Here is a 19,920-nt window from a genome sequence, read left to right as displayed (position 1 = left end):
CATAGATTAAGACAGGTAGTAGATAACTATGATAAAATGAATAAGACCAATATCAGTTTATCCATACATACAACTAGGCCAGAGGTGTACAATCCAAAATGATCGAATACATCAACTTAACGCAAGCGGCTCAAGAGATTGGGATTACGTCCACATCGCTATATAAGATCATCAATCATGAAGATCCGGAGAAGAGATTAGATCCGGTCAACCGGTCGACGCACCGTGGAGACGGAGGCTATCGGTTTCGTCTGGATGATGTTCTCGAATTCAAGAACAATTATGTCAAACAAGATTTAACCTCTGTAGAGGCTGCAAGGCGAATCGGCAGATCGACTACTTATGTCCATAAGCTCATCCGTGATGGATGGATTGCGTACTATGAAGAGGAATACCGCGGGAAGAAAACGTACTTTATTAAGGAAGAAGAATTAGAGCGGTATAGAAGAGAAAATCCGGACGCCGGCAAATCCGAGACGGTATATGATAAACGCACGGGACTGTTCATCTATCAACCCTTCGCTCGTAACGGGGAGATAGCCCGAATCGTCGAGCTGAAACGAGTTAATAACCGTAAGATTGAAGCGAAGCTCAGAACGAATGAAGATCAGTTGTTGACGTATGATGAAGCCGTAATACAAGGCTGGCAGCCGGCACTTTCCATTACGGAGCGTAAACCGGTGAACGGATACGGCTATGCCTGCTTTGAATTCCCGGCGCCCAAATCGCCGGACTCCATCATTTTTTCGATAATAGAAGAGTTATTTAAGCATGCGGGTCCAGCCAATATGAAGCTCACCAATGCCGACGGGCGACTGACGGTTGAGGTTCGCAAGTGCGTGTTATCCGGGGTTATGCCTGCTACGCATCCGGATCTTATTGATAAGCTGAAGTTGTTCATGAAGTCGGGAGAAATCATTTCGAAGTACGATGGGACGCTCATTGATACCGGTTTATTGCCGGTTACCTTATTCCTTACAGAAGACAAGAAGAAGGATTGGGCACGCCGGGCGAAAGAGCGCAACCTGACGCTGCAGGAGTGGATTATGGCACGTATCGACTAGTGATGAGAAGGAGAACAGGATGGTCAATCAAGCGGAACAGCTATGGAAACGGATAATCGAGAAAGGTTCAAAGTCGGATGCGAACTTCATGGCATCCATGAACTTGCAACCCGGTGCGAACGAAGAGGATTTTCAGCGGCTAGAACAGACGTTATCCATCACGATGCCTGAACAATTGAAAGTACTGTACGCGATTTATAACGGACAAGTATGGAATATCGGATGCAACCCCTTCTTACGAAATCTTACGCTTTCACCAATTTCGAACATTATAGATAACTGGAATTTTATGCAGGAAGAGTTTGATCCCGATGGTGGTTTGGAGCTTTCGAATGATCCTCGAATTAAGCCGTACCTATGGCACTCGAAGTGGATTCCGATTGCCGAGAATGGGGGCGGGGATTATCTCTGCATCGATACGGATCCATCCGAATCGGGGACGGTAGGACAAATGTTATATTGTTGGCATGATTGGGGCAATCGCTCTGTCGAAGCCAACAGTTTGTTTGAGTTTATTGAGATTTGCTTGAATGAGGAAGATGAAATGTAATCGCAATGGAAATCATACCGCCCGCCTTCAGCGGTAAAGCGAACAGGCAGTTCTAAACGAACTGCCTGTTTTTTTATGGGCGAATATACGTAAGCAGCATTTCTTTCAAAATCCGCCGCTGATTGGCCGGGGCAATATCGTCCTCGAGATAGGAGATAGGGGATTTCAACGCAATATTATTGCCGAACGTTCCATAAGCGTTAATGATCGTGATCAGCGTTTCTTTCACGGGGATGTTGGTCCGGATGGAACCATCGGTTCGGCCGTCATCAATAATGCTCATGAAGATCCGGGCAATTTCCTTCTGTGTGTCGATATAATCCTGAATATCATCGAGTGGACTCTTGGCGAAGGAGGCGTAGCTTTCGAACGCTTCCCGGAACTTTACCGCACTCTGTAATTGATCGTCTTTTGTCAAAAAATCTAAAACTTGCTCGAGTCTTTCATACGCCGTTTGGTTAGATCCCGCGAGTTCCTTGTACGTTTCAATGTTCTTCTCCAGATTGGCGACGGCAACTGCTACAATCAGCTTATCTTTCTTGGGAAAATAACGGAACAGAGTCGCGATTCCAATGCCGTCCGCATCGGCGATATCCTGCATTTGGACATGGTCCAGCCCCTTGTCTAGAAACAGTTGCTCCGCTTTATTAACGATGCTGCGGTATCGCGCATTTTTTTTCTTCTCACGCAGTCCAGTTGATTCCATAACCATTTACCTCTCACCTTATATGATCTGTATCTGTTTAGTGTTTGAATGCTGCATCTCATCTCAGTATCTCATGAGTGTTTCCATTATAACGTGTTATGAAATGGATTTGCATTACGCTAAGAAGTCTCGTATACTCAGAATATGATAGTTTAACTATCATTTTATTCAAAAACATCGTGAAGAGGTGCACATCTTATGAGACTGTCCAACAAAGTAGCGATTATTACAGGTGCGGCCGGAGGCATGGGAAAAGCAGACGCTCTGTTGTTTGCTAAGGAAGGTGCGAAGGTTGCGATTACGGATTTGCAAGAGGACAAGCTTCAGGAGGTCGTTCGTGAGATTACCGAGATCGGGGGCGAAGCGATCGGTTTCAAGCATAACGTTGCTTCCGAAGAGGATTGGATCCATGTCGTAAACGAGACGATCGCGAAGTTCGGCAAGATCGATATTCTTGTGAACAATGCCGGGATTTCCAATGCAACGCCATTTCTAGAGCTGACAATCGAGAGCTGGGAGAAGACGATGTCGATTAACTTGACGAGCATTTTCCTCGGCCAGAAATATGTCATTCCGCAAATGATTGAAGCGGGCGGAGGCTCCATTATTAACATCTCGTCTATTGCCGGACTGACCGGGGGCAGCGGTACGGGTCCCTATACGGCAAGCAAAGGTGCTGTACGGATGCTGACCAAAGCGACTGCGGTCGATTACGCCCGCTACAACATTCGGGCCAATTCCGTCCATCCCGGATTTATCGAAACGCCGATGACGATCGATATGTTCAACGACGAGAATATGCGTCAATGGTTCCAATCGCAATGTCCGCTGCCGCGACTCGGCAAGGCGGAGGATATCGCGAACGGCGTCTTGTTCCTTGCTTCGGACGAGTCGTCTTACATTACAGGAATCGAGTTGCCGATTGATGGTGGCTACTACGCCAAATAATTAAGAACACTAGCCATCTTATTAACTCTTCTCTAACGATAAAAAAACCAGCTTCCGGTTAGTTGACTAATCGGAAGCTGGTTTTCTTTGTTCGCACAAAGCGATAATATCGGCTATCATGATCTGAAAACTCTCCTCGGTGGATACACCTCGTTCGGTCTGCAAAAAACCCAACATATTTAACGATATAAATCCATGAATGGAGCTTCTTAGAAACCGGCTTCTGTGAACGAGCGTCGCCCGGTCAAGCTCGAAACTCTCCAGTATTTGCCTCAGTATAGCCGTATGCTTGGACGATTCTTCGAACAGCGCTTCATTGCTCTTCTTTGGGATGGAAGTAAGCAACTCGTATGATCCGCGGTACTTCATCGACAAGCCCCGATATGCATTCGCATACAGCTTGACAGCTGCGCCTCTCGTCTTGCCAATTAACAAAGGACCAACCTCTTCATTGAGCATTCGGAATAGCCGAGTGGCCATATCATCACGCAATTCGTCAGCATTGGCATAATGGTTGTACAGGGAAGGGTACTTAATTTCGAGCTTCTCAGCCAGCTTCGGGAACGTAACCTCTTTAACCCCGATGTCATTGGCAAGCTCTAAGGCGACGCTAATAATTTTATCTTTCGTTAAGTTTCTTTTCTGGACCACGGCACACCTCGCATAACGATCTACAAATAATTTATCACTATATAAAATAGTTTACAAATCGTTTGTCGAAGTGTACGATATGTGTTGTCGACTAAACTATAAAAAATAGTTTATATCTATCATTCATTAACAAGGAGTGGATCGCCATGCCTTTGTTCAAGAAGGGAGGCCTTCGGAACAAGGCTGCAGCCGATGGCTTTAATCGTAAATTGATTGCTCCCATGATACTCGGATCGATTATTAATCCCATTAATTCATCGATCATATCCATTGCGCTGATACCAATCGGGACAGCGTTCCATGCGTTGCCTTCCGAGACCGCGTGGTTAGTGTCGGCGTTATACTTAGCCACCGCCATCGGGCAGCCGGTTGCAGGGAAGTTGATTGACATGTTCGGGCCGAGATTGATGTTTCTAGCTGCCACTTCTATTGTAGGATTGTCCGGTATTCTGGCTATATTCGCTCCTAATCTGTGGTGGATGGTCGCGGCGCGGGTATTGCTTGGCTTCGGAACATGCGCAGGCTATCCAGCAGCCATGTATCTCATCCGCAGCGAAGCCGATCGAACGGGACATAAGAGTCCGGCTGGAGTATTGACCGTTCTGGCCGTATCCAACCAAACGATAGCCGTCATCGGTCCGACGCTCGGGGGAATTCTGATCGAATGGTGGGGATGGCAAAGCGCATTCCTCATTAACGTTCCGTTGTCGATTGCTTGTATTTTGCTCGGGTATTATCGCTTTCCGAAGACGGAGAAGATGGGCGGTCGCGAACGAGCGGAAACCATTGATCTTGCAGGGATGCTCTTTTTCGCATTCACGCTGATCTCTGCGCTTCTGTTCTTAATGAATCCGCATCTTCGAACTCTCTACTTCATCGGACTTGCAATCGTGTTCGGATTGTTGTTCGTATATCGAGAGAAACGAGCCGAACAACCGTTTATCAACGTTACCGTCTTGGGGGGCAACGTCCCATTGTTATTGACTTACGGGCGGAGCTTGCTATCCGCAACGATTACCTATAGCTTTCTGTACGGATTTACTCAATGGCTGGAAGAGGGCAGAGGCTTGTCTCCATCTAATGCCGGATTGATCCTGCTGCCGATGTTCGGGACGGGGCTAATCGTTTCGAGTACAACGGGGAAAAATCCGGCTCTGCGCGCCAAACTTACAGTAGGCGGCTTCCTTGCCGTCGCGACATCCGTGCTGCTGCTTGCCGTTCGGGGCAGCAGTCCGATCATTCTGCTTGTCGGAATCGTAATGCTTATGGGGATTCCGCAAGGTTTGCTCAATCTGGCCAATCAGAACGTGCTTTATTACCAAGCACGTCCTGAACATATAGGAGCTTCGTCCGGTCTTCTGCGAACGTCCGCCTACATCGGAGCGATGCTCGCTTCCGCTGCGAACGGCTTATTTTTAAGACAGGGCGCGACGACGGCTGGCATTCATCATCTTGCCTTGTTATGCGTAGCAGTAGCTGCACTTCATCTTGGAATAACTTTGTTTGACCGCTCAACCGTGAGGCTTGGCATGACATCGAATACTTAAAATTAGGTGGGAGAGATTGATATGACAAATGATAATACGAAAGCAACAGATCGGTTGGATGCACAAAAAACAGCGCTGGTCGTCATCGATCTGCAGAAAGGAATTGCTCATCCTGGACGCTCGTTCAGTCCGCATTCCGTTGATCAAGTCATCGGCAAAGCCAGCCAAATGGTTGAAGCGTTCACGAAACAAGGCGCATTCGTTACCCTGGTGAGAGTATCGACTACTGACGGCAAGGACATGTTAATACCAATAACGGACGCTGAGCCGAATCCGATGCCATTCCCGGAAGGCTGGGACGTCATCGTTCCCGAACTGGCCGGCTATTCCAATGCCCATATTGTAACCAAGCGGCAGTGGGGGGCGTTCTTCGGTACGGATCTGGACCTTCAATTGCGCCGACGCGGCATCGATACCATCGTGCTATGCGGCATTTCCACTTCGATCGGTGTGGATACGACAGCAAGAGAAGCATACCAACACGGCTATAATCAAGTGTTTATAGAAGAAGCGATGACAGCCGGCACGAATGAAGAGCATGATTATGTCGTACAGACTATGTTCCCTAGAATGGGCAAAATCCGCACGGCGGAAGAAGTTATTGCAGCGCTGAAAGCGTAGAAAGCAATTTACTAATCACAGGGCCAATACATGGAATGATCGTAAGGCGGGAAGATTACCCTCCATCGGGGGGGAACATGCATGAGAAGGCTCATCGTATCGTTTATCATGATCCTCTTGCTGTCGGGGGCGATTGAATCGAAGGCAGGTTGGCATGCAGCAAGTTCGATTAATCTCATTAATGATCAGGAAGACTCAAAGGAATTAATGCTGCAGGATATGTTGATCTTACTTCTTCTCCCGCATATTGATAAAGCAAATCGATAAGATTTATGCCGGCATTTTGACCTATTCGCCAGAGGTATACCCATACTTTGTCGACGTCATCGATATGCAAAGAATCAATGGATTTCGAGGGTATCGTTTTCGGCTTACGTTAGAAGTTCATCCGACCGTCGGCCCCCATATTCCAGTAGGGACAGACATATTGTACTTCGAAATATCAGCGAAAAATACAGATTATGTTAAGCTATGGGGTTGGCGGCATGTCAAGGGGCCTCAACTCTCGGATTTTCCTCCCAACTGGAAGGATGTATTGAAGGAATAAAACGATATTAAGAACCGCCTGGAGCGGTTCTTTTTATTTTGACTTGACTTTGCGGTGCTGCATTAAATCATGGTACGATTTATACATAGAGGAACCACATTGAAGGGGAGTAGTGAATATGACCGAACAACAATCAATCAAATTGACATCGTTGTCCTCCAAGGGCGGGTGCGGCTGCAAAATCGGACCGGCCGATCTGCAGCAAGTGCTTCGTTCGCTCCCGCCAGCCGTATCGAATCCGAATTTGCTGGTAGGTCTCGATACAAGCGATGACGCAGGCGTGTTTAAATTAACGGATGAGCTGGCTATCGTACAAACGGTCGACTTTTTTACGCCGATCGTCGATGATCCTTATGCTTTTGGGCAAATTGCCGCAGCGAACGCTATCAGTGACATTTATGCGATGGGCGGCAAGCCTTTAACGGTATTAAATATTGTGGCATTCCCGATTGCAACACTAGACAAGCAGATCTTGGCTGATATATTGCGAGGTGCTGCAGATAAGGTAGCCGAAGCAGGCGCTACGCTTGTAGGCGGACACTCCATTGATGACAAAGAACCGAAGTTCGGGATGGCGGTTACAGGAATTATCCATCCGGAGAGGGTCAAGACGAATGCAGGAGCCTTGCCGGGCGACAAGCTTATTCTCACGAAGCCGATTGGCGTAGGCATAATGACGACTTCGATTAAGAAAGATCAATTAACGGAAGAAGAGATCGCCCGGGTTACTGCTGTCATGGCTGGCCTTAACAAAACAGCAGCCGAAATCATGGAAGGGTACGACGTACACGCTTGTACAGATGTGACGGGTTTCGGGCTGATGGGGCACACTTTGGAGATGGCTAAGGGCAGTGGAGTTGGCATTCATATCGTGAAATCGCAAGTTCCGGTACTGCCTCGGGTAAGAGAGTTGGCAGAGAATGGTTTTGTACCCGGCGGGACAAAAAATAATTTCGCTCACGTATCGCCTTCGATCCGCTTCGCAGAGGAAATGGATCAGATCGACCGTTTTATTCTATGCGATGCGGTTACATCCGGCGGACTATTAATCTCGGTTGCACCAGAGCAGGCTGAAGATCTGCTTACTGCGCTTCGTCAAGACGGCGTAGAGGCGGGCATCGTTGGCGAAGTTTCTGACCGGCATCCCGGTGAAATCGAAGTAACGCTATAAGAGCCGAAGTGGAAGAAGGGGCGAATCATTTGTTTCAAGACATCTCATTAGAAGAACTGCACGCGCTCCGCAACCGGCATGAATTGACGGTTATCGATGTCCGGTCGGAATCCGAATTTGCGGACTCCACGATCCCGGGCAGCGTCAATATTCCGTTATTTACCGACGAGGAACGTGCTGAAGTCGGAACGTTATACAAGCAGACCAGCATCCAGGCAGCCAAACAAAGAGGGCTCGAGATCGTATCGGCGAAGCTTCCAGCCTTCATTCGTCAATTCGGCGAAATCAAAGGGAAGAAAGCGGTATTCTGCTGGCGCGGCGGCATGAGGAGCCGTACAACCGCAACCGTGCTATCGTTGATGGATATCCATGCCTACCGGCTCGTCGGCGGATTTCGGACTTACCGTAAGTGGGTTATCGAGACGCTTGAGAATTGCGAAATGCCGCAGGAAGCGTATGTTCTTCATGGCCATACTGGCACCGGCAAGACTGCACTGTTGAAGAAGCTGAGTGAAGCGGGACAAGCGGTGCTCGATCTGGAAGAACTGGCTGGTCACCGCGGTTCTATATTCGGAGAGGCGGGATTGAAGCCCCGGAATCAGAAGACATTTGAAGCGCTGCTGCTGGAGGAACTGCTCCGGCTGAAAGATCAGCCTTTCTTCTTCTTCGAAGCGGAAAGCAAACGGATCGGCAGAGTCGTGCTGCCTGAATTTCTCGTCAAGAAGAAGTTAGAGGGCACGCCGGTTCAACTGGTGCTGCCGCTTGAGGCTAGAATCCAGCAAATATTGCACGATTATGAGCCTGCCGTATACAAGGAACATTACATTAAAGCCTTTCATCAAGTAAAGAGGCGCATTCATACACCTGTAGCTGCCGAGATCGAATCCAGCTTATTGGAAGACCAATTCGAGAACGCCATCCGGCTGCTGCTCATCCATTATTATGATCCGCGTTACACTTATTCGGAAGAGCAATACGAGACGCAATCGAAGGAAGTCAGGATCGAAGCGCCAAGCGTGGAAGAAGCTTTTGTTCAGATTATGGATAAACTGAACCTTAAGCAGGGAACAGCATAATAATAAGTTTACATAACTATCATTATGTAAACTTAAGCATAGATATCACATCATGAACCCTATGTATGCTTCTGTTCTGTAACGGAGTGCAGCATTGGAAGAGGGACGAACCTTTCATATTCCAGTCATCCGAAAGAGTCCGCGTTATTCGCGGGCTTTTTTATTTTATGCAATAATCAAACTGTCCCAAATAGCGAAGGAACCAATGTGTTAAATTATCGCAGTATAATCTATATTTTGTAGCGTTCAGATTTCCGGCAAATGATAATAGCATAAAATTTGTAGCCGTTTACAACCAATAGAAAAGAAAGGGGGACCGGGACACAAAACGGAATGGAGCTGAACCATCTTATCATTGTGAGGAGGTATATTTATGCTTCTAAAGTCAAGAATGATTAGCTTGTTCTGCGCGCTTCTGCTGTTGACCTGTCTGGTAATTCCCCCGTCTCAATCTCAAACCGCATCCGCTTCGCCGGCAGGTGTAACACCGGGAACGCTATCGCGCATTACAACGTTCGGGAACAACCCTGGCGGCTTGAACATGTACGTCTATGAGCCGCGTAATCTAGCTGCCAACCCGGCTTTGCTCGTAGCGGTTCATTATTGCTCCGGCTCAGCATCGGCCATGTATAGCGGGTACGCCCGCGACTACGTCACGGCGGCTGAGCAGTATGGTTACGTGATCATTTTCCCGGAGAGCACGCACAGCCAATACAGCAATTGCTTTGATGTATGGAGCCCTCAAGCGCTCTCTCGCGGCGGCGGCAGCGACCCAGTCAGCATTTTGTCGATGGTGTCGTGGGCTAAGACGAATTACAACATTAACAGCAGCCGAGTATACGCGATAGGTGCATCTTCCGGCGCTATGATGACTAACGTCCTGCTAGCCGAGTATCCGGATGTCTTCGCCGCAGGTACGGCGTTCATGGGCGTTCCTGCAACTTGCTTCGCCACCGGCTCCGCCACCAGCTTCTGGAACAGTCAATGTTCGGGCGGCCAAATTTCCAAGACGGCTCAACAGTGGGGTGATGCAGCCCGCGCTATGTATCCAAGCTATACCGGCAGCTATCCGCGCATGCAAGTCTGGCATGGAACAGCGGATACGACGCTTAGCTACAACAACTTCGCAGAAGAAATTAAACAGTGGACCAACCTGCACGGCGTCTCCGCAACTCCAACATTGACTGACAGCCCGCAATCGACTTGGACCCGTACCCGGTACGGCAACAGTACCGCGCAACCGCCAGTCGAAGCCATCAGCGTACAAGGCGTTGGCCATAGCATTCCGCAGACCGGGATGATCGCTTACTCGATTGCTTTCCTTGGATTGAACAGCGGCGGCGGTACAACGACAGCGCCTGCAGCGCCGACAAGCTTGACGGCTTCAGCGGGCAATGCAAGCGTATCTTTAAGTTGGGCGGCCTCTTCAGGAGCAACTAGCTATACAGTTAAACGGGCTGCGACGAGCGCCGGACCGTACACGAACGTAGCAACGGGAGTAACGGCGACCAGTTATACGAACACAGGTCTTACGAACGGAACGACGTACTACTACGTTGTGAGTGCTTCGAACTCGGCTGGCGAGAGCGCGAATTCCTCGCAAGCAAGCGCAACGCCGACTTCGGGCACGCAAGTACAAGTGCCTGCCGCACCTGCAGGGCTGACGGCTACAGCAGGAAATGCCCAAGTGGCCTTAAGCTGGACAGCATCAACCGGCGCGGCGAGCTACACGGTGAAGCGTTCTACGACGAGCGGCGGTCCGTACACGAACGTGGCGACAGGAGTAACAACGACTAGCTATACGAATACGGCATTGACGAACGGCACGACGTATTATTATGTTGTGAGTGCAGCGAACAGCGCGGGCGAGAGTTCGAATTCCACGCAAGCGAGCGCAGTGCCAACAAGCGGCGGAGGCAGTACTGGCACGGGTACGCTCGTTGCCCAATACAAACTGAACAACGCCAATGCAACGGATAACCAAATTTACGCCACGTTTAATATTAAAAATGCGGGATCATCCGCCGTTAATTTGAGCGGTCTGAAACTGCGCTATTACTTTACGAAAGACAGCAGTGCAAACTTGAATTTCTATGCCGACTATGCCCAGATCGGAACAGCTAACGTAAGCGGTGCTTTCGCAAGCGCTAGCGGAACGAATGCCGAAACGTATCTCGAACTTTCGTTCAGCGCTGGTGCTGGATCTATCGCAGCAGGGGGTCAGACGGGCGACATCCAGGTGCGAATCTCGAAGTCCGACTGGTCGAATTTTAACGAAAATAATGATTACTCGTTCGACGGGACGAAGACGGTTTTTGCCGATTGGAACAAAGTGACGCTTTATTCCAGCGGAACGCTGGTGTGGGGGACTACGCCGTAACGTTATGCTCGAATTATGAATGATCCGGAAGTGTTGATCAAATAAAAAGTCTAGGAGCATGTGCAACTGGCATATGCTTCTAGTTTAATAAAATAGTTAACATAATAATAAGTATGTAAACTTAAATTCACTCACCTTACATATGCTAGTCCCATTGACCCGGAACATATGTTCTTTTATAATGATTAGTGATTCATCCAAATATAGGGAGGAATTAGTCATAATGAACGAGCGTTTGTTTGATTCCATTTGCAATGTGTACGTTCCTGTAAAGGATCTGGATGAGGGAATCGATTGGTACTGCAATAAACTAGGGTTTCAGCTTCTTTTTAAAGAAACTAGCGGCCGGTTCGCGGCTATGAAAGTGGATCCAGCGCCTTCCTCGCCTGGTTTTCTCATTGTGAAGACGGATGATGACACGACTGCCTCATTCACTCGCAACGGTCAATCTCATCAAGTCGTCTGTTTCAACGTGAATGATATCGAGAGGACCCATCAATGCCTTGTAGAACAAGGAATTGAAGCGGAAGCAATCGTGAGCGAGCATGGCGGAACGCTGAAGTACTTTGTTTTCAAAGACTTATATGGCAATCGGCTTGAAGCATTGCGTTATATCGGGTAAGAAACAACTGTAATTTAACTTCGCGTTCTTTTATAGGACTTAAGGAGCGGTTTTTCCGTTATCCGATCATAACCGATTCAATCTAAGTAAAGGTGTCCAAATAGAGTTCATGCGGTTCGCAGCCGTAGCCTATGACAAGCAAGAACGAACTCGAAAGGCGATGAACACGATGAAACAACTGAAGTGGCTGGTCGGAACAGCGCTTGCCGTCTCGCTGATGGTACCGGTCGTTGCTCAAGCAGGAACGCCGGCTTATTCGCGGCTGACTTGGGAAGACGGAGGGAGTACGCTCAGCAATGCAATCGTCAAAAATGGCACCGTCTACGTGCAAGCCGATACGCTTGAACAAGCTGGATTGCATCTGAAATGGGACAAGTCTCATCAGCGTGCTGAATTCACAGGCAACGGTAGGAGTCTCGCCGTACGACTTGGCAGCACTTCTGCTGTATTGGACGGCGGACAGGTCAGAGGAATGCCCGCTCCGTTCCTGTACCAAGACAAGCTATACCTTAGCGGCCGATTCGTCGTTATGGTGCTTGAGGGCAACTCTGTCTCCTGGGACGCGAAGAGTCATGTCTTCAGCGCCAAACAATTGCATACGTACAAGAATGACAACGATGTTGTATTAGGAACCGTAAGTGAAACTTATGCGGGCCGGACGTACAGCGTAGATAGAAGTACGGGAGAGTTGTTCGCCGGCATAGGCAAGAACGGTGCTAAAGTGAAGCTTGCCGATCTCGGTTCTCCATTAAATGACCTCGTGTCGATAAAATTTGAGCCGACTAAGGGCGGACTTGTCTACTTGACCATCGAAGACGTGTACGGCGAGCCGCATATCAACCAACATTTGTACACGCTCGTGTTGAAGAACGGGGCCGTTATCCGTAAGGCGGACGCAGGTTATTGGCAGCGCTTCGGGCAGAACGTGACCTCGTATGATCAGCATTTGCTGCTGACGGATGGCAAGACGCTCCGTATTATACAAGACGGTACGGGCAATGTGGAACAGACGCTCAATCTGGTCAAGCTTGGCGGCGAAGAGGAGTCCTATTCCATCGAGAGCATCGCGGACGATTACTTGCTCATCCGGCCGAATCGATCCGGGCTGCTGACACTTGTCGACCGTGAATCCAGGGCTAGCGTCAAGCTGTACGAAAAGCTGCTGAACGCCGAAGGCCAGGAATACGCGACGACGAATGATGTACCATACCACGGCGACGAGCTGCAATTTGTGAAACGGGACGGCGGCACGCTTTATTTTAAAGATAACAGCCCGTTGGCGAATCATGATGGCCTATTAGCCTATAAGTTATCAGATCTGACTAAAAGCAGCTTAACTGCCGAGTAATCGAATATGTAATAAGGGGGCAATGACATTGTCCTGCTAGATTAGTTCTATCGTCTTATCCGTTTGAATCGGAGTAGGTAGGTACGGACTATCGTCACAATCAGGAGCAGCCGGTCAATCACCGGCTGCTTTTAATATGCGGATGAGTAAATATCAACAGGGTATAGGTTGCCATCAAATCAGTGCTATTTTGTACATGCTGAATGGTTTTCCTGTCTAAATCGCTAAGGTTTTTTCGGTAAAAGCTTAAATTTTTTAGGTGATAAAATAACGGTTCCTTTGATAAAATCACTAATGCAATCGCTTACAAATATAGTTATGGAAGGAAGTGGTCGATTCTTCCGTGTACAGGGTACACCTCACCATAGAAATATCCCTGATGCGGTAAAGAGAGTTGGAGCGGCTCGGAGTGACGCGATCAACCATACTCACCATTCACAAGGAGGTAGAATAATGTTTAAAACGAAAGTAAAGCGATGGGCGGCAATCGGTACGCTCGCTGTGTCCTTAATTACGGGTTCGCTGGTCGTCTCCGGTGACGAAGCGTTCGCAGCGGATTGTTCGAACGGGTATGTTGGATTAACCTACGACGATGGTCCTAATCCTAGCAACACAACCAATTTGCTTAATGCACTGAAACAAAACGGTTTGCGCGCGACGATGTTCAACCTTGGGCAGAATGCTGCAAACAATCCGTCTCTTGTTCAAGCTCAAGTAGCGGCGGGAATGTGGGTCGGCAACCATTCTTACACTCACCCGCATATGACTTCGCTTAGCAGCGCACAAATGTCGTCGGAGATTACGCGCACGCAGCAGGCGATTCAATCGGCTACAGGATCGGCACCGAAGTTGTTCCGTCCGCCATACGGCGAAACGAATGCCACTCTCAAATCCGTTGAAGCTCAGAATGGACTGACGGAAGTCATCTGGAACGTCGACTCGGGCGACTGGAATGGCGCAAGCACGGCTCAAATCGTTGCAGCTGTAGGCAGAATGCAGAACGGTGATGTTATCCTTATGCATGATCAATATCAAACGACGCTTCAGGCGATTCCTCAAATTGCTCAGAACCTTGCCAGCCGTAAAATGTGTGCAGGTATGATCTCGACAAGCACCGGCCGTGCAGTCGCACCAGACGGCGGAAGCACGGGCGGCGGCGGAGGCACGACAAATCCTCCAAGCACAGCCACGAGGACGGAAGCCGAGAGCATGACCAAAGCCGGCCAATACACGGGCAATATTAGTTCGCCGTTCACAGGTGTCGCGTTGTATGCGAATAATGATCTGGTGAAGTTCACACAGAACTTTACGACTGGCACTCATAGCTTCTCGCTTCGCGGGGCATCAAGCAACTCTAGCATGGCCAGGGTGGACCTGAAGATAGGCGGAGTGACCAAAGGCTCGTTCTACTATGGGGGAAGCAGTCCGGCGGTCTACACCATTAACAATGTGAGCACAGGGACCGGCAATCAGGAAATTCAGCTCGTGTGTACGACGGATAACGGCACTTGGGATGTTTATCTTGATTATTTAGAAATAAATTAATGTAATTAATTAAGACGTTGTTATAAACCATCGTCCATAGGGATGATGGTTTTTCTTTTTACCACATTCGGATCATCTATCCGTTAAGAGACAGTTTGTTCAATGAAACAACCTTCGAATCGCTCGTTGTCATGTCTGTTCTTCGACCTGAATAGGTAAGAAGGACTTAAAATCTTGATATTAGCCTGCTCAATAGCTGTTAATCAAATTAATGAATCCAATTAATGGATGCGGTATGATACAATTTCTCAAATTTCACTTATGGGATTGGAGGATAAACATAATGGAGTTTCTATTTATTCGGCATGGCCATGGAGAACATCTTCTGAATTATCCTAGTCAGTTGAACACTGTACACCCCAGTCTCACGGAGTATGGCAAGCATCAGGTTACACTGCTGCGCCGTACCATCCATATCCAAGCGGATGATCTGGTTCTGGTCAGTCCGACGAGACGGACGATTGAAACAGCGGCTATGTTGACAGAGGGGATGAAGTTTATTATTACTCCGTTCGTAGGACCGAGAATGTTCCCGCAAAGTCCAGAACTGCCGACACTGACCTGTGATCACATTCTTACGAAAAAGGAAATTACTAATCAATATGAGGACGTCAGCATTATCGACTTCGATATAGATTGCTGGACCGAAGGTATTAACCGGATTGAACAGGACATCTTCGAACAATATGCTAACCAATTGCTGGATTGGATCGGAGACCGCTATAAGAGAATCGTTGTGATCTCGCATGACGGTACGATTACGAATTATCGGATATTGCTTGGAGAAGAAGGGTTAACGAGAGAGGATTTTCTTGGTGAGGCCGGCGTCTATCGGATGATTGTGTAAATCCGTTTGTATATCCTCCATTTCACTTGTATTGTATACTACAATTACTTTGAACTTCAGGAGACCTCAACATGGAAATTAAAGTAGACGATCTTACAGGTGAGAAAATAGCCGAGCTCATTAAGGAGCACTTCGAAAGCATGCAGGCCGATTCGCTAGAAAGCTGTCATGCGCTCGATCTGACCGGACTGCGGAGCCCAGAAATTACGTTCTGGAGTGTATGGGACCGTGAAGAACTGCTCGGCTGCGGAGCTCTGAAAGAACTGAATAAGACACATGGCGAAATCAAATCAATGCGCACCGCATCGGATCATCTTCGTAAAGGTGTGGCTAGAACGCTTCTAGAGCATATCATTGGACAAGCCAAGGAACGCGGATATACTAAAATCAGCTTGGAGACGGGTTCGTCCGATTTGTTCAAGCCGGCTGTTCATTTGTATGAGCGTCTCGGATTTGAATATTGCGCGCCTTTCGAGGATTATACAGAAGATCCGAACAGCATCTATATGACGATGGATTTAGGATTGCCGAACGTTAAATAATAACACGATATTACATATTCATCAGAAGCCGCATTCTATGCGGCTTTTTTCATTTTGGGAAACAAAAACGGCTGATAGTAACTCGCGATTAAGGAGATAGAAATGATTGACTAAAAAAAGATATAAACGTATATTTATACACTGTAACGTAATAATATTCACTATTTAGGAGGAGACCTATGAAACATAAAGTGTTTATCGACGGTCAAGAAGGAACGACTGGCTTACAAATTTACGAGGAGCTGTCGGGCCGACAGGATATTGAAGTTCTTCGAATTGATTCGGCTAGAAGAAAAGATAAGGATGAGCGAAGCCATTATCTCAATGAGGCCGATATCGTGTTTCTTTGTCTGCCGGATTCGGCTGCGAAAGAATCAGTAGAGCTTGTACGGAATCCCAAAACAAGAATCATTAATTCCAGCTCCGCGTTTCGAACGGATCAACGTTGGGTTTACGGTATACCGGAGTTGAAAGGTCATAGGGAAGCCATACGTTCTGCATCGAGGCTTTCCGTACCTGGCTGTCACGCGACCGGTTTTATCCTGATGGTCAGACCGCTAATTGAAGCCGGTATCCTGCAGCGGGATTATCCTCTTACGTGTTATTCCATAACCGGCTATTCGGGAGCGGGGAGAAGCGGGATCGAGGAATACGAGAACGAATCCTTCGCTGCTTCCAAGCAACTTCATGTGCCCAGACATTACGCGTTGCAACATCAACACAAACATTTACCCGAGATGGCTCTCTATTCAGGACTTGAATTTGAACCTTTATTCACGCCTATTAAAGCGAACTACGCGCAAGGTATCGCGATGTCCATCCCCTTATTAAGCCGAATATTGCCCCAAGATTCTACTGCCGCAGACGTTCATGAAGTATTAGCGGAGTACTATGAATCGGAGCGATTTGTAAAGGTCATGCCGTACGACTCAGAAGCGTACTTGGATGAAGGACATTTCAAGATCACGGAATGCAACAACACCAATCGGTTGGAGATCTTTGTATTCGGACATAAAGACAAGATCCATATTATTTCTAGATACGATAACTTAGGCAAAGGAGCCTCCGGCGCCGCGATCCAGAACATGAATCTCATGCTAGGTTTTGATGAGGGATATGGTCTGGAAAACTAACTTCTATGCCTGATCCCCATTGAATATGCTTAGTTAGCATCCAATGCTTTGATTGGCATTGAGGAGGGGAGAAGCTGATGGCCTGTACGAATCTAGGCATCGCCAATGATTTTAACGTATTTGTGTTTGGGGATCATACCCAGTCGTTCGTCGATTCAGAGGGAAGGGTTGCAGTCGGAGGGAACGCAACCTATGTGAGCTACGGCGTAGGCGATAAGATTCCAGTATCGACGACAAGACCCGATCTCATTGTGCAAGGCAATATCAATATTTCGCAAGGAACGAATTTCTCTGGCAATACGATCATTTATCCGACGGGCACCGTTATAACTTACACGATGACCAACAATAACGGGGTACCGGGACAGCCGCTTGTCGATAGCCCGATCGATTTCAATGCGGTACAGCAGCAATTGGCTCAACTATCTCTCGACATGGCTGCCATTCAGCCGAACGGTACGGTTACCGAAAACTTCGGGCAAATCGTGCTGACGGGCAATGACCCTGACGTAAACATATTTACGTTTAACGGTAATAATGTGGACGGGCAAGGGCTGCGTCTGGACACCGCCAACGGCATCAATATCGTGGCCCCGGCAGGTTCTACAATCGTCATCAATGTCTCAGGCGATAACGTCGGATTCGGGAGCTACACGATCTTCCGCAATGGCGTGACAGCTACGCCGCAAGACGGAGCCTTCATTCTATGGAACTTCTACCAAGCCGTTACCGCATTCAACCAAAATCTTTCGATTATCGGTTCGGTATTGGCCCCTTATGCGGATTGGGAGGCGATAGGCTTCGGCAATATTAACGGTACGATCGTAGCGAACTCGTTAACGAACGTAACCGGTACTTTGGAGGCGCACAATTTTCCATTTCTTGGCTGTCTTCCGGGGTTTCCGTTTGTTCCGCCTACTTCCACAACGACAACAACGGCTTCCACAACCTCGACGACAACAACAACAACGACGACTGCATCAACAACATCGACCACTTCAACTACCGCAACTTCTTCAACTGCTGTACCAACGACCACGACAACAACATCCGTTCCAACGACAACGACGACTACATCCACGACAAGTTCCACCACGAGCACAAGTTCTACCACGACGCCGGCCGTTCGAGGACCTCTCGTTACTGCAACGAAAACCCCGAATGTGACAACCGCACAGATCGGGGATACGATTACTTACACCATTCAACTTTCCAACTCGGGCACTGTGCCTGCTGAAGCAATATTGGCCGAAGTGCTTCCGCCGAATGTTGTTTTTGTCCCGTCAAGTCTAATTGTAGCGGGTGGGCGCTTCAGCGGGGTTGAAATTACGGATCAAGTCGTTATCGGCACCTTGGCTGTCGGTCAGGTCGTAACGATTCAGTTCCAAGTCTTTATTGCAGGCTTCCCGCCAAATGGACAGATCAACAACCGGGGAGTCGTTATAGCGGTTCCGCCGGGTACGATACCTGCGACTTGTACCCCAGGAGAAATCTCCTTCCCGGGCCTGCAAGGAGTCACGCCGGTAGTCGGTCAGATGCTGCCTGTGCTGCCGGTGTTCAAGCCAGGGATTACGCCAGCTCCAGGCCAGACGCCGGTTCAGGGACCGCTTACGACCTCTAGTGGCAAAATACTGTTGAATCAATCGGTTACCGTGCCTGGCATTACGCTTCCGCCGATCATTGGATTGACGGTTCCGATCATGAACGGTAATGTACAGCCTATCGTAACTACAAGTATAGTGACGGTGCCGATCACACCAGTCAAAGCATTTCCGAGCCTCCAAGTATCTAAAACATTCTTCGATGTTACGTTATTTGTCGGGCAGCGCATCACATACAGCATTTTTGTTGTGAATGACGGTAATGCCGTATCCGTGCGGACGAAGCTGACGGACGCTTTTCCTGCGAACGCTGTATTCATTCCGGGTACCGTTCGCGTCAACAATGAACTGCGTTTGAATGCCGACCCGAACCAGGGCATAAGCCTTGGACCTATCATCCCGAATCAAGGCGCATTCGTACGATTCGACTTGCTTGTCAAAGGAACCGGCAATCTCGTTAACAGCTGTCAAGTCAAAGGCGAATTTCTGCAACCGAACCAGCAGGTGTCCGCTCAAACGTTCAATTCCAACACCATTTCGAATCCTGTAGCGGCAATTCGGGTATCAGACTTCGCTAATTTCGTGAAAGCGGCTGACGTGCAATTGATTAAGGTAGGCGAAAGCTTTACGTACAGCGCGATCATTACGAATCTGTCGCCTGATGTAACCGCAACTAATGCGATCTTCTATGATAATTTGGATCCTCAGCTGCAGTATATTTCGGGAAGTCTGATCGTAGACGGAGTTCCGCAAATGGATCCGCAGGTCGGCGTTCCCCTAGGTACGATAGGACCCGGCACGACTAGAACGCTGTCCTTCCAGGTCAATGTTATAGCAGAGCCGGCAAGCAGCATTATTCTGAATCAGGCAGCGATATTATTCGAATTCCGATTCGGAGCTTCTTGCTTCCGTGCAGGCTTAATTTCAAATGTGGTACGGGTTAATGTCGAGGAAGAGGAAGAGTGACCAGATAAGAGCCTTGAAGTGCGAAGAAAGACGCCCGCCTCAAAGAGGATGGGCG

The 19,920-nt window shown here is 48.4% G+C and carries 19 protein-coding genes; 17 read left to right on the top strand and 2 right to left on the bottom strand.

Annotated features, from left to right (window positions below; all coding sequences use genetic code 11):
- Positions 1–98: 98 nt before the first annotated feature.
- Both PKO01S_RS01265 and PKO01S_RS01260 read left to right on the top strand, forming a co-directional pair.
- Positions 99–1,064: a hypothetical protein gene (locus tag PKO01S_RS01265; RefSeq protein WP_127529460.1), complete on the top strand. Its 966-nt coding sequence runs from the start codon at positions 99–101 to the stop codon at positions 1,062–1,064.
- 19 nt (positions 1,065–1,083) lie between these two features.
- On the top strand, positions 1,084–1,614 hold the full coding sequence (locus PKO01S_RS01260) for an SMI1/KNR4 family protein (RefSeq protein ID WP_127529459.1): 531 nt from the start codon (positions 1,084–1,086) through the stop codon (positions 1,612–1,614).
- A gap of 73 nt (positions 1,615–1,687) precedes the next feature.
- Here the strand turns inward: PKO01S_RS01260 and PKO01S_RS01255 are convergent, their stop codons facing one another.
- Complete coding sequence (locus tag PKO01S_RS01255) at positions 1,688–2,326, bottom strand: TetR/AcrR family transcriptional regulator (protein WP_246070395.1); 639 nt, start codon at positions 2,324–2,326, stop codon at positions 1,688–1,690.
- Positions 2,327–2,518: 192 nt separating this feature from the next.
- Here PKO01S_RS01255 and PKO01S_RS01250 point away from each other — a divergent pair, with 192 nt between their 5' ends.
- On the top strand, positions 2,519–3,268 hold the full coding sequence (locus PKO01S_RS01250) for an SDR family NAD(P)-dependent oxidoreductase (protein ID WP_127529457.1): 750 nt from the start codon (positions 2,519–2,521) through the stop codon (positions 3,266–3,268).
- Positions 3,269–3,334: 66 nt separating this feature from the next.
- On the opposite strand, the gene PKO01S_RS01245 is transcribed toward PKO01S_RS01250, so the two are convergent.
- Positions 3,335–3,919 (bottom strand): TetR/AcrR family transcriptional regulator, encoded by a 585-nt coding sequence (locus PKO01S_RS01245; RefSeq protein WP_127529456.1) that lies wholly within the window; start codon positions 3,917–3,919, stop codon positions 3,335–3,337.
- A gap of 146 nt (positions 3,920–4,065) precedes the next feature.
- Here PKO01S_RS01245 and PKO01S_RS01240 point away from each other — a divergent pair, with 146 nt between their 5' ends.
- The 14 genes from PKO01S_RS01240 to PKO01S_RS01175 all read left to right on the top strand — a co-directional run bounded on the left by PKO01S_RS01240 (position 4,066) and on the right by PKO01S_RS01175 (position 19,865).
- Complete coding sequence (locus PKO01S_RS01240; RefSeq protein WP_218031441.1) at positions 4,066–5,466, top strand: MFS transporter; 1,401 nt, start codon at positions 4,066–4,068, stop codon at positions 5,464–5,466.
- Positions 5,467–5,487: 21 nt separating this feature from the next.
- Positions 5,488–6,087, top strand: coding sequence for an isochorismatase family protein (locus PKO01S_RS01235; protein WP_127529455.1), 600 nt, complete (start codon positions 5,488–5,490; stop codon positions 6,085–6,087).
- An 81-nt stretch (positions 6,088–6,168) separates the two neighbouring features.
- On the top strand, positions 6,169–6,354 hold the full coding sequence (locus PKO01S_RS01230) for a hypothetical protein (protein WP_127529454.1): 186 nt from the start codon (positions 6,169–6,171) through the stop codon (positions 6,352–6,354).
- Positions 6,335–6,634, top strand: a complete 300-nt coding sequence (locus PKO01S_RS29710) for a DUF3888 domain-containing protein (protein WP_407669603.1) — start codon at positions 6,335–6,337, stop codon at positions 6,632–6,634. Before PKO01S_RS01230 ends, PKO01S_RS29710 begins: the two co-directional genes overlap by 20 nt.
- A gap of 118 nt (positions 6,635–6,752) precedes the next feature.
- A complete protein-coding gene (gene selD, locus PKO01S_RS01220; RefSeq protein WP_127529453.1) occupies positions 6,753–7,805 on the top strand; it encodes a selenide, water dikinase SelD in 1,053 nt (350 codons plus the stop codon).
- 29 nt (positions 7,806–7,834) lie between these two features.
- The gene (gene mnmH / locus PKO01S_RS01215) at positions 7,835–8,881 is read left to right on the top strand and encodes a tRNA 2-selenouridine(34) synthase MnmH (protein WP_127529452.1); all 1,047 of its coding nucleotides are present in this window, start codon (positions 7,835–7,837) and stop codon (positions 8,879–8,881) included.
- A 373-nt stretch (positions 8,882–9,254) separates the two neighbouring features.
- Positions 9,255–11,261, top strand: coding sequence for an extracellular catalytic domain type 1 short-chain-length polyhydroxyalkanoate depolymerase (locus tag PKO01S_RS01210; protein WP_246070394.1), 2,007 nt, complete (start codon positions 9,255–9,257; stop codon positions 11,259–11,261).
- 223 nt (positions 11,262–11,484) lie between these two features.
- Positions 11,485–11,883, top strand: a complete 399-nt coding sequence (locus PKO01S_RS01205; protein WP_164779410.1) for a VOC family protein — start codon at positions 11,485–11,487, stop codon at positions 11,881–11,883.
- 169 nt (positions 11,884–12,052) lie between these two features.
- Positions 12,053–13,231, top strand: coding sequence for a copper amine oxidase N-terminal domain-containing protein (locus PKO01S_RS01200; protein ID WP_164779409.1), 1,179 nt, complete (start codon positions 12,053–12,055; stop codon positions 13,229–13,231).
- A gap of 453 nt (positions 13,232–13,684) precedes the next feature.
- The gene (locus PKO01S_RS01195) at positions 13,685–14,776 is read left to right on the top strand and encodes a polysaccharide deacetylase family protein (protein WP_127529449.1); all 1,092 of its coding nucleotides are present in this window, start codon (positions 13,685–13,687) and stop codon (positions 14,774–14,776) included.
- 283 nt (positions 14,777–15,059) lie between these two features.
- A complete protein-coding gene (locus tag PKO01S_RS01190; protein WP_127529448.1) occupies positions 15,060–15,623 on the top strand; it encodes a histidine phosphatase family protein in 564 nt (187 codons plus the stop codon).
- A 71-nt stretch (positions 15,624–15,694) separates the two neighbouring features.
- Positions 15,695–16,165, top strand: a complete 471-nt coding sequence (locus PKO01S_RS01185; protein WP_127529447.1) for a GNAT family N-acetyltransferase — start codon at positions 15,695–15,697, stop codon at positions 16,163–16,165.
- 179 nt (positions 16,166–16,344) lie between these two features.
- A complete protein-coding gene (gene argC / locus PKO01S_RS01180; protein ID WP_127529446.1) occupies positions 16,345–17,298 on the top strand; it encodes an N-acetyl-gamma-glutamyl-phosphate reductase in 954 nt (317 codons plus the stop codon).
- Positions 17,299–17,375: 77 nt separating this feature from the next.
- On the top strand, positions 17,376–19,865 hold the full coding sequence (locus tag PKO01S_RS01175) for a choice-of-anchor A family protein (protein ID WP_127529445.1): 2,490 nt from the start codon (positions 17,376–17,378) through the stop codon (positions 19,863–19,865).
- The last annotated feature ends 55 nt before the right edge of the window (positions 19,866–19,920 follow it).

This window comes from Paenibacillus kobensis NBRC 15729, assembly GCF_004000825.1.
In the GTDB taxonomy this organism is placed as follows: Bacteria; Bacillota; Bacilli; order Paenibacillales; family Paenibacillaceae; genus Paenibacillus_T; species Paenibacillus_T kobensis.
This window is presented reverse-complemented; position numbering and strand designations above follow the sequence as displayed.